Below are 9,027 nucleotides of genomic sequence, written 5' to 3'. Positions count from 1 at the left end.
TGACGCACCTGACCTGACTGAGCCGGCCGAGAGGATGCGACATGCAAGCAGAGGTGTCAGCGGGCCTGATCGGCCTCGCGGGTGCGGTGGTCGGCGCTGCTGGAGCCCTGTTGGGCGGATGGCTCCAGCAGCGGCACCAGGCGAAGACCGCGAAGGCCGAACGCCAGGAGGAGCGCCGGTATGCAGCGGGTCAAGCAGCACTGGACATGCTCATACGTTTCCGTCACGCCACTGCAAGCCGCATCAATGACGACGAGGGCATGGACGCCTGGACCGAGGCGTTCGTCGAGTGGAGCGTGACCTTCGATGCCGCTCTCTACGTGGTGCCCGATGGCGATGAGATGCGCAAGCGGGTGTTCGGCATCATGGGCTTCGTCGGTTACCACGAAGAGCTGGGCCAGAACCACAGTGAGGCGTGCCTGTGGATCGACGCCCTGTGTCGGGAGGCCATCGCGGTCCTCTCCGCGTTCCTGCGGGAGGAACCGCTCCCGGAACCCTCGCAGTTCTTCCTTGATCAACGGGAGATGGTGAGGGCTCACCATCGCTTGCAATTTGAACAGGGTGACCGCGGATAGGACAACGGCCCACCGGCTAGTAAGCGGTCACACCGCCACCACACCAAAGATCATCACGGGACAACCCTTAGGCCAAGCGGGACAGGTCGGCTCCGAGGCCTCGCGGTGGCAAGAATTCGAGAACCTGGGCCCGCCGCGTTGGCTTGGCGCCCCGCCGCATATCGTGATCAGCGTTGGTTGACTGGCGGTTCGGGGGCGTAGTGGATCAAGGCTTGGCGGCTGTGCTGGGCGCCCTGGCGGGCGCTGCGGCGACAGCAGGGGGCGCGTACCTGACTGCCCACTCATCGATCACGCTGTACAGGCGGCAGACGCGGCGGGACGCATACCGGGCCTTCCTGCTTGACGCCGACGGCTTGTCGGAGAGGCTCAACGCGATGATCCCGGACTCGCATGATGCTCAATCGCTCGCCGAGCCGCCGGGAACGCGAGACGCGCTCCAAGAGGTTGAGGTCGTGGAGCGCACCCTGCGGCGGGCCGTGATCGACGTGCAGCTGACGGGTACCGATGACATTGCCAATGTGGCCATGGACATCCTGATTGAGATAGCCACGCTTCGGCGGACGATCGAGACATGGTGGAACCGACCCACTGGGACGCCCATCCCTGACGTGGAGTGGCACAGTGCCGCAACAAGCCACACGCACCTGCAAGAGCACATGGTGTTGTTCGGCGACCTCGCACGACAGCAGGTCTAGGCGCCGGGCGCCGGCGTCAAACGCGCACGGTCATCGCCACGTTGGGGGTTCGGAGACCGCGAAGAGCGGGCTGCCGCCTCTGGCCATGTCGTGCGTCAGTTGCTTCGCGAGCGCCTCGGGCGCGGCGTCGGCAGGCCTTGAGTCCGTCAGGCGCCCAGGAGCAGGGGACGAGGACGCGCTCTGCCTTGCAGACGTGTCGACCTGACTCGAGAGCGTCCAACATATGGACTCCGCCCGTGACATGTATCACACAACTGAGGTAATCGGTGCAGTGGTTGGGGAATTCCTGGCGCCAGCGCCTCCAGAACTCGGATTTCCAAGCTCCACCAGACTGCAATTCACCACACGGGAGCAACTGCCCGAAATCAGCTCACGCCCCAATGGGCGTCGGCGACTTCATTCCTGGGGCACACCGGACGGCAAGACTCGGCTCCGCTTTCCAGGCGTGCAACTACCCGAAGCAGGGCGGAGAGAGGCCCGTCCCAGAAGGCGAGTGGGCGGCGAGCGGAGGCTCCCTTGATTCTATTGAGCCTTGAGTCGGACCGGAATGGACGCCCAAGTCGCGTACCCGTCACCGTCGCCGCGGTATTGGCCGATGTCGTCGACAAGGCGGTGGACGAGGAACAGGCCCGGCTCCTCCTCGGGCGTCGGCAGTGGCTGGCCCATGTCTCCGACCGTGATCAGGATGTGGTCCCCGTCGTACGAGATTCGGCCGCTCAGGTCGACGCTGGCGCGATGCCGGGCGGTGACGTCAACGAGTTCAGCCAGGACGGCAAGCGTCGCTTCCTTGACGGCCTCGGCGTCTGGTGCGCCAGCAAGGAGCGCCGGCAGTACTCTCGCGACGAAGCCGCGAGCGCGGCGCATGCTCTGGACCGGGGCGTGTTCCGGGCCGAGTCGGAACTCGATCGAGTTGTCTATGTCAGGCAGCCCGTGCGACGCGGCGGCTCCTCGCCTGGCCGCGATGGCCTGCAGGCCGATGGCCGAAAGCGGAGAGAAGTCGTGAGAGATCGTCACTAGCTGTCCGTCCCGTCGAGTGGCGCGATGGCGAATGTTCGTTCGATGCGGGTGGGGCTGCCGAGGATTACGTCAGCGCTCCTTTCGTGTCGCAAGGACTCGCGCATGCGGGTGCCGACCTGGGGAGTTGGCCATGCGACGCCTCCCATGTCGCCCGCCCGCGGGCATGGGTGTGCAGTGCGAGCGATGACGCTCCGCTGCCGGAAGGTTGTTACTCCAAGGTCAATCAAAGAACGACAACACCGCACACGTCAAACGATCTGTGGTTCAAACTTACACGCCGACCACTGATCCGTGGTTTCGAGCTAAGATGATCGCCTCACCATCCCGCCAGGAGACCACCCGACCGTGACTGCAGAGCCTCACGCCCAACCCCAGCCGCCGTCTTTCCGCGATGTCCTGAACCTCCTTATCGCGTCCCAGGCGAGGGAGAACCCGGACAAGCCCGGCGAGTTCATCCTTCCCACCAACCAGGAAATCGCCGACGCGATCAACAGCAAGTACGGCACCGCGGCCATCAGCGACGAGACCATCCGCAAGCTACGCAAGGGCGACATCAGGAGCCCGAGCATCCAAATCGCCTCACTCATCGCCGGCTCCTTCAACCTCCCGGTTGACGTATTCAACGGCGGCAGTGAGACGTCCCAAGAAATCGTGGGGGAAGTACAACGGTTCCTGGAGTCCAAGCGTCGAACCTTGAGTGCAGAACCAGAGCCGCAAACCGTCGCCGTTCTGGCCCGAACCACTCGTCGGCTCTCACCTGTCGGACAGGAACGTGTCGTCCGGTTCGCTCAGCAACTCGAGCAGATCGAGGCGATGGAGAACGAAGCGAGCGGTCGAGTAGCACCGCCCAACGACTAACCCCCTACAAGGTGTTCAACTCAGGTGATACAGCAGCCTTACGACGGAAAGATCAAAAAGGCTATCAAGGGCTTATCCGTCCCTGCCCCGCTGACGGTCGACTCCCTCTTCGCAGTAATGCGCGAGCACTACCTGGTGGACTACGGGCGCGACCTGGAGCTGTGGCGCGGCCCGTCGCCGCTCCCTGATCTTCACGCCAACGCGTTGTGGCTGCAGCGACCCGACGCTGACAGTGACGGCGTGTGGGTCGACCCCGCTCTAACCGGAGATGCCGCAACGCACAGCCTCAGCCACGAGTGGGGGCACCAGAAGATGCGGCACAAGGCGCTCGTACTGCGTGCCGCTCCGCCGCCGGCCGAGCCCGAGTCGTACCAGTTCCTCAGCTCCGACTTTCTCGGCGGTTGCCTCTTCGGTCGTGCCCGCTCGCATGACGCACCTCAAGACCCGGAGTACGTGCGGATCGAGGACGAGGCTGAGCGGTTCGCGTTCCTCCTGCGCCGGCGGGCCGCCGACAAGGCCCGCGATACCCGGCACCATGACCCCCTGGTCGACCGGTTGCACCGCAGCCTGTGACCCCTGCCGCTGGAAAGCTACTTCGTGCCTAGAGACGACTTAATCGACCTGTTCACCACCGTCCCTCTGTGGGTGGTGGTCGCGGTCCGTATCTACATCCGGCCAACGACGCCGGGCCAACGGTCCTTCCTGGCGATGCTCCTCGCCCTGACCGTCGGCGCGACCCTTCGCCTGTCCCCCGTTGAGGACGTCCTCGCTGCCCTCACGGGCATCAAGGACGCGGCGGTATTGCCCAAGCACTTGGTCGTCATGCTGGCCTCCACCCTTCTCCTTGGATGGGTCGAGTCCGTCGTGCCGCCGCGTGAGCAAGAGCCGGCTTGGCGCCGCTGGGTCGGCTTCAAGCCGCGCATGGTCGCCTTGAGCGTGTTCGGCATCGCGGCCATCGCCGCGTTCCCGTTCGCCGAACCCGCGGTCACCGCACCTGACGGCTCCCGTGACTTCGCCTCCGCTCAGTACGGCGACGTCGCCGGCACCGTGCACTTGACGGTCTACCTGCTGAGCATCGGCTCCGCTCTGGTGCCCTCGATCCTGCTCTACCTCACCGTCGCCCGGCGGACGGACGACCGGCTCTTGCGGTTGTGCATGCGTCTGATGGCGCTGGGCGCCGCCGTGGGCTCGTTCTACCCGGTCTACCGGATCTCGTTCCTCGTGTGCGGCTTCACCAGTTGGACGTATCCGCTTTCCGAGGAGGAGTTCCATCTAGGCGGATCGGTCATCCAGCTCGTGACGATCGTCTTCGTCATTGTCGGCAGCTCCGTGCGCGCCGCTGACTTCCTGCTCCGCGCTGTCCGGCAGCGTCGCGGCCTTATCGCCCTCCGCCCTCTGTGGGAGGAACTCGTCTCCGTTCTCCCGCCGGACGTTGTTGTTCGCCGCCTCAAGGAGGTCCCCTCGGCCCAGGAAGAGCGGCACCACATTCGCGACTTGTACGGCCGTCTGGATCAGCGGGTCGTCGACATCTCGGATGCCTCGCACGAGTTGCTGCCGTGGGTCACCAAGGATCTGCACCGTGATGCCCTCATCGAGGCGCGCGCCGCAGGCCTTCACGGTGCCGAAGCCCGCGCCGCCCGCGAAGCCCTGTGCTTGCGGGTCGCCCGCAAGAAGGCAGTCGACGGCGAGCCCTACGCCACCCGGCGCCCCGGGACGGTGCTGTCCCTGCGTAACGATCTGCTGCTCAACTCCATATGGCTGGCCCGGGTAGCCCACCACTACGCATCGCCCGCCCTCACCGACGCCGCCGACCGACTCTCCGGCGCCAACACCCCCCAGGAAGTCACCGCATGACCAGCGCCACCACTGCCGCGTCTGCCACGGCCCGCGAGGAGAACCGCGCGGCTCGCCTCATCACCGATCGGGCGGAGCCGCGGAACGTCATCATCCTGGTGAGCCTCGGCGTCGGCCTGGCCCAGGACAACCCGTTCACGGGCGTACTGTGGGCGCTCGAGGCCATCCTGTTCGCCGCGGCGATCCCCATGGCCTACATCAAGTACGGCATGCGCACGGGCATGTGGGCCGACCGACACATAGGCCAGGTCCAGCGCCGGAAGTTGTTGATCCCCGTCATCATGGCGTCCGTCGCAACCGGCATCGGCGGCATGTTCCTCTTCGACGCGCCACGGGCGATGGTCGCCCTTGTCGTCGCGATGCTCTCCACCCTCGCCGTCCTCCTCGTTCCCACCGCCGTGTGGAAGTGGAAGATCTCGGTGCACACCGCGGTCGCCGGCGGCGCACTGGCGATGCTCGCCCTCACCTGGGGCCCGCTCGTCTGGGTTGCCTACCCGCTCGTTGCCGTCATCGCCTGGTCCCGCATCTCCCTGCGCGACCACACCCTCCCCCAGACCATCGCAGGCGCGGCCGCGGGCACCATCACGTCCACCTTGGTCTTCACCGCGCTCACCTCGTGACGTAAGCGAATCCGGCCACGTACACCACCCGGCCATGACCATCTCGACGCACCCCGCCCCCGGCGCACCGGCCCGCCACATCGCCTTCATCGCCGACGGCAACCGCCGTTGGGCCGCCGCCCGGGGCGTCAGCGCTGCCAGGGGCTTCCGGCACGGCGCCCTCGCCGTCCGCCAAGCCCTCGACCACTGCCGTGAACTCGGCCTGGAAGCCGCCTCCGTGTTCCTCATGTCGAGCCGGAACTTCCACCGCGACACGGAGGAGGTCGCCGTCCTGGTCGACGTCATCGCCGAGCTGCTGCACGACGTCGCCGACGAGTCCGCCGGGCCCGTCCGCGTCCTGCACAACGGCGCGCTACGCGGCTACGCCACCCCGCAGCTCCTGGAGGCGATCGAGTACGCCGAAACCACCACGGCCCAGCGGGACGGCATGGCGATCTGCCTCGGCGTCGGCTACGACGGGCACGACGAGATCCGATGGGCCGCACACCAGGCAGCGACCTGCCCGGAGTACGACCCAGCGGTCAAGCTGCCGATCGAGCGGTACCTGACCACGGCCGGCCTGCCCGATCCGGACCTGATCATCCGTACCAGCGGAGAGCGCCGCCTGTCTGGCTTCCTGCTCTGGCAGGCCTGCGACGCCACCCTCCACTTCGACGACCGACGGTGGCCGGACTACGACCGGGCGGCTCTCGACGAGGCCCTGGCCGTGCACGCGGAGCAGCGTCGCACCTTCGGCCGATAAGCCGCGGACCGGTTCCAGCCCTCACGGGGGGGGTGGGGCAGGAGCCGGCCCGCTACAACCATGGGGTCCAGGAGGAACCTGGGCCCCATCCCGCTGTCACGGGGTCTGGTGACAGCAGCAGCCTTCACCGCATGCAATCACTCCCGGCTCACCCTTCAAGGAGTTGAAGGAAGCCACGTTCATTATCAGGAGGTCCTGGCGATTCTTCCGCATTGATAGGAGGCGTTAGGTCGATGCGGGGGCGCGTCATTGTGGCTGTCGCATAGACCTGATCGGCCAACTCTGCGGGCAGGCCGGAGCGTGCAACGATCTCATCGAATGTCACTCCCGTCTCCTCGCATAGACGAATGGCCGACTCGAGGAGCGAAGGGGATTCGCGGGGGCCGAGGTCGCAAGGTTCCGGATCCCCATGCTGAGAAAGTGTCATCATTGCTCTCTTGTAAGTGGTGTCGCGAAATACCCCAACGGAATGCGCTCGGTAAACAAGGGCTTTCAGCGAGGTCCCCCACCTGCGCTTCAGGTTGTAGAGGCTTTCCCAGTCCAAACGTCGGGGCAACTCTTCAACGATTTCAGTATGGGGCATCAAGAATTCGGCAGCGAAATCATGGGCCTGATTCTCAACGATTCTGCTGCCTGGTTCGGCATCTAGATGCATGATCAGATGCCCAGCCTCGTGGGCGACATCGAAGCGCGAGCGAGGTAGATCATTCTTGAGTGGATTACGAAAAATAAGTGGCCGGCTCCCATACCAATGAGAGAAGGCGTCAACTCGTTTGGATACTGGTGGCAGTTCCATGACCACGACACCGTGCGCTTCCAGCAATCGGGTCATATGCGGCACGGGCCCGCTCTTGACGCCTAGTGCAGAACGAGCCTGTCGAGCAGCAGATGCGACGTCTGAGCGTGTCGGGTCTGCAGGCGTCGGCAGTCGTGGCAGTACTACGGTCGGGAGTTCGACATACTTCTCGACTGTGGTCACCAACTGCCAAGCGATTTTCCCGAACGCTAGAGCTTGGTCTCTCTGCAGCTGGGTGGTTGCCCGAAGACTGCGGAAATGGGCGGCACTTGGCATGGCCGGATGGGGGTGCCCGCTCGTGAAGAAAGCAGCCGGCACCCCTAGGGCCATGGCGAGTTGGGCGACGGCAGAGGCTGATGGCCTACTTTGCGCAAGCTCGTACTGACTGACTGCTGCGGGTGTCAGACCAACTTGCTTAGCCAACTCGTTCTTGCGCAGACCGCGCAACTGTCGTGCGGTGGTCAGAGCTTGAGGGTCGAATGCGCGCGAAGCGAATTCGGCCTCTCTCTGACGCTGGCGTGTTGTGGGCACTGTTAGATTCTCAGTCTTCTTTGTGGTGCTTCTTCGGCTGCTCGTCCGGGTCTTTCGGGCGGCGCTTCAGGTTGATCTTCGACTTCTCGATATCCGTGAAGTTCGGCAGTTCCTTCGAACCATCCTCTTCGGGGAGCCCTTCGTCGTCGTGCGCTTGCTCCTCCGTGCCGTCGACCGGAGGCATGGACTCGTTTGCTCCTGCTGGCTTCGTGGTCCTCTCGACCTCTTCGGTATCGCCAGGATTAACGGCTGCCCTGGGGGTCGGCAGCGCCATCTGCAAGCCGTTGTGCAGTTCCGCCGTGCCGTCGAGCCAGGGAGAACCTCCTGCCCGGTTATCCCGGGGAAGACCCAACTCGATGACGCAGCCACCGGTCTCAGGATCACCCGTATGCATAATGCGGACATGTCCTTGCGTAATCGCTGGGGTGAAGGCCAGGTCCGCTTCGGGCTCCTCGCCAAGAGCGAGTTGCACGCCAGCGGAGCTGTTGGCTACAGCGCCGCGTAGTCGCGGGCCGCTTCCGTCCCAGCGAATTTTCTCAAGCGCGGCCGGGATCTTGTCGGGCGCGGTGAGGGGGAACTTGTAGAACCGCACCACCCATGGCCCAGAGACGATCTCGATGGCTCCGCCCGCCACGGTGCGCGCTCGGATGCCTGCCTGTACCAGGCGCAGGCGTACTAGGTTGGCGATGTTGCGCCAGGTGAGTTGTCCGAAAGTGCCCATGTCGTCACCATGTGCGGGTTCGAATCGGTCGGCGTTCGTCTCGTAGACCTGCTGAGTGACTTCCTCGATGATGCCAAGCACACCGTCTCGACGCAGATCCCGCATGGCTTGCTGCAGAGTCATGTCCACGGGGGAGAACATAGCAGAAGGCGACCATTTCTGCGTGAGAATCAAATCCACGTTGGTGTCGTGTGCCCTCAGCGACCCCCTTGGCTGAAGAGCCACGGCGTGAGACGCCCGAGGTTGACCCAACCTGGCGGGACTCAGGTCCTGCCCCCGGAAGCGTGGTCGAAGCCACATGCCTAACGTGCCAACAGGCCCAGAACTGGTGTGACCAGCCTTCTTCCTTGACACCTCTAGACATCGTCGCGGCGATCTCGCCGAAGGAATAGTTGTAGTGGGGGGCATGACGTCCTGTCTCAACAACCGTAAGTCGGCCTGGCGGTTGGGCATGGGGATCCATTCTCGGAGCAGCCGCGTGCGGTGCGCCACGGCTGTGGTCGATCAGGCAGGGTGCGGGACAGACAGGCTCGGGAACTCGAGCGGCCACGGCCGGCGGCGGGCGTACTCGGTGCGGTCGGCCGTCCACCGGCGACTGTTCGGCTTGAGACGGCGGGG

General features: G+C 64.9%; 10 protein-coding genes. 7 read left to right on the top strand and 3 right to left on the bottom strand.

The window, feature by feature from the left end; all coding sequences use genetic code 11:
- Positions 1–41: 41 nt before the first annotated feature.
- Positions 42–575 (top strand): hypothetical protein, encoded by a 534-nt coding sequence (locus ACTWQR_RS22265; RefSeq protein ID WP_443228879.1) that lies wholly within the window; start codon positions 42–44, stop codon positions 573–575.
- A 173-nt stretch (positions 576–748) separates the two neighbouring features.
- On the top strand, positions 749–1,270 hold the full coding sequence (locus ACTWQR_RS22260) for a hypothetical protein (RefSeq protein WP_443228878.1): 522 nt from the start codon (positions 749–751) through the stop codon (positions 1,268–1,270).
- A gap of 522 nt (positions 1,271–1,792) precedes the next feature.
- Here the strand turns inward: ACTWQR_RS22260 and ACTWQR_RS22255 are convergent.
- Positions 1,793–2,284: a hypothetical protein gene (locus tag ACTWQR_RS22255; protein WP_443228877.1), complete on the bottom strand. Its 492-nt coding sequence runs from the start codon at positions 2,282–2,284 to the stop codon at positions 1,793–1,795.
- Positions 2,285–2,632: 348 nt separating this feature from the next.
- Here ACTWQR_RS22255 and ACTWQR_RS22250 point away from each other — a divergent pair, with 348 nt between their 5' ends.
- Genes ACTWQR_RS22250 through uppS form a run of 5 tightly spaced genes read left to right on the top strand, consistent with a single transcriptional unit; the run spans position 2,633 to position 6,361 of the window.
- Positions 2,633–3,145, top strand: coding sequence for a hypothetical protein (locus tag ACTWQR_RS22250; RefSeq protein WP_443228876.1), 513 nt, complete (start codon positions 2,633–2,635; stop codon positions 3,143–3,145).
- Between the two features lie 24 nt (positions 3,146–3,169).
- The gene (locus ACTWQR_RS22245) at positions 3,170–3,718 is read left to right on the top strand and encodes a hypothetical protein (protein ID WP_443228875.1); all 549 of its coding nucleotides are present in this window, start codon (positions 3,170–3,172) and stop codon (positions 3,716–3,718) included.
- 24 nt (positions 3,719–3,742) lie between these two features.
- Positions 3,743–4,999, top strand: a complete 1,257-nt coding sequence (locus ACTWQR_RS22240; RefSeq protein WP_443228874.1) for an MAB_1171c family putative transporter — start codon at positions 3,743–3,745, stop codon at positions 4,997–4,999.
- A complete protein-coding gene (locus ACTWQR_RS22235) occupies positions 4,996–5,619 on the top strand; it encodes a hypothetical protein (RefSeq protein ID WP_443228873.1) in 624 nt (207 codons plus the stop codon). Before ACTWQR_RS22240 ends, ACTWQR_RS22235 begins: the two co-directional genes overlap by 4 nt.
- 34 nt (positions 5,620–5,653) lie before the next feature.
- Positions 5,654–6,361, top strand: coding sequence for a polyprenyl diphosphate synthase (gene uppS / locus ACTWQR_RS22230; protein ID WP_443228872.1), 708 nt, complete (start codon positions 5,654–5,656; stop codon positions 6,359–6,361).
- 148 nt (positions 6,362–6,509) lie between these two features.
- Here the strand turns inward: uppS and ACTWQR_RS22225 are convergent, their stop codons facing one another.
- Together ACTWQR_RS22225 and ACTWQR_RS22220 are read right to left on the bottom strand one after the other, a co-directional pair.
- The gene (locus ACTWQR_RS22225) at positions 6,510–7,688 is read right to left on the bottom strand and encodes a helix-turn-helix domain-containing protein (RefSeq protein WP_443228871.1); all 1,179 of its coding nucleotides are present in this window, start codon (positions 7,686–7,688) and stop codon (positions 6,510–6,512) included.
- 10 nt (positions 7,689–7,698) lie between these two features.
- Complete coding sequence (locus ACTWQR_RS22220) at positions 7,699–8,538, bottom strand: hypothetical protein (RefSeq protein WP_443228870.1); 840 nt, start codon at positions 8,536–8,538, stop codon at positions 7,699–7,701.
- Positions 8,539–9,027 lie beyond the last annotated feature (489 nt).

Origin of the sequence: Streptomyces sp. 2A115, assembly GCF_052245575.1 — a bacterium.
Taxonomy (GTDB): domain Bacteria; phylum Actinomycetota; class Actinomycetes; order Streptomycetales; family Streptomycetaceae; genus Streptomyces.
This window is presented reverse-complemented; position numbering and strand designations above follow the sequence as displayed.

Excerpts from the sequence above, each read along its gene's own strand:
- ACTWQR_RS22265 (WP_443228879.1), top strand. The coding sequence starts at position 42 with ATGCAAGCAGAGGTGTCAGCGGGCCTGATCGGCCTCGCGGGTGCGGTG.
- ACTWQR_RS22235 (WP_443228873.1), top strand. The coding sequence starts at position 4,996 with ATGACCAGCGCCACCACTGCCGCGTCTGCCACGGCCCGCGAGGAGAAC.
- uppS (WP_443228872.1), top strand. The coding sequence starts at position 5,654 with ATGACCATCTCGACGCACCCCGCCCCCGGCGCACCGGCCCGCCACATC.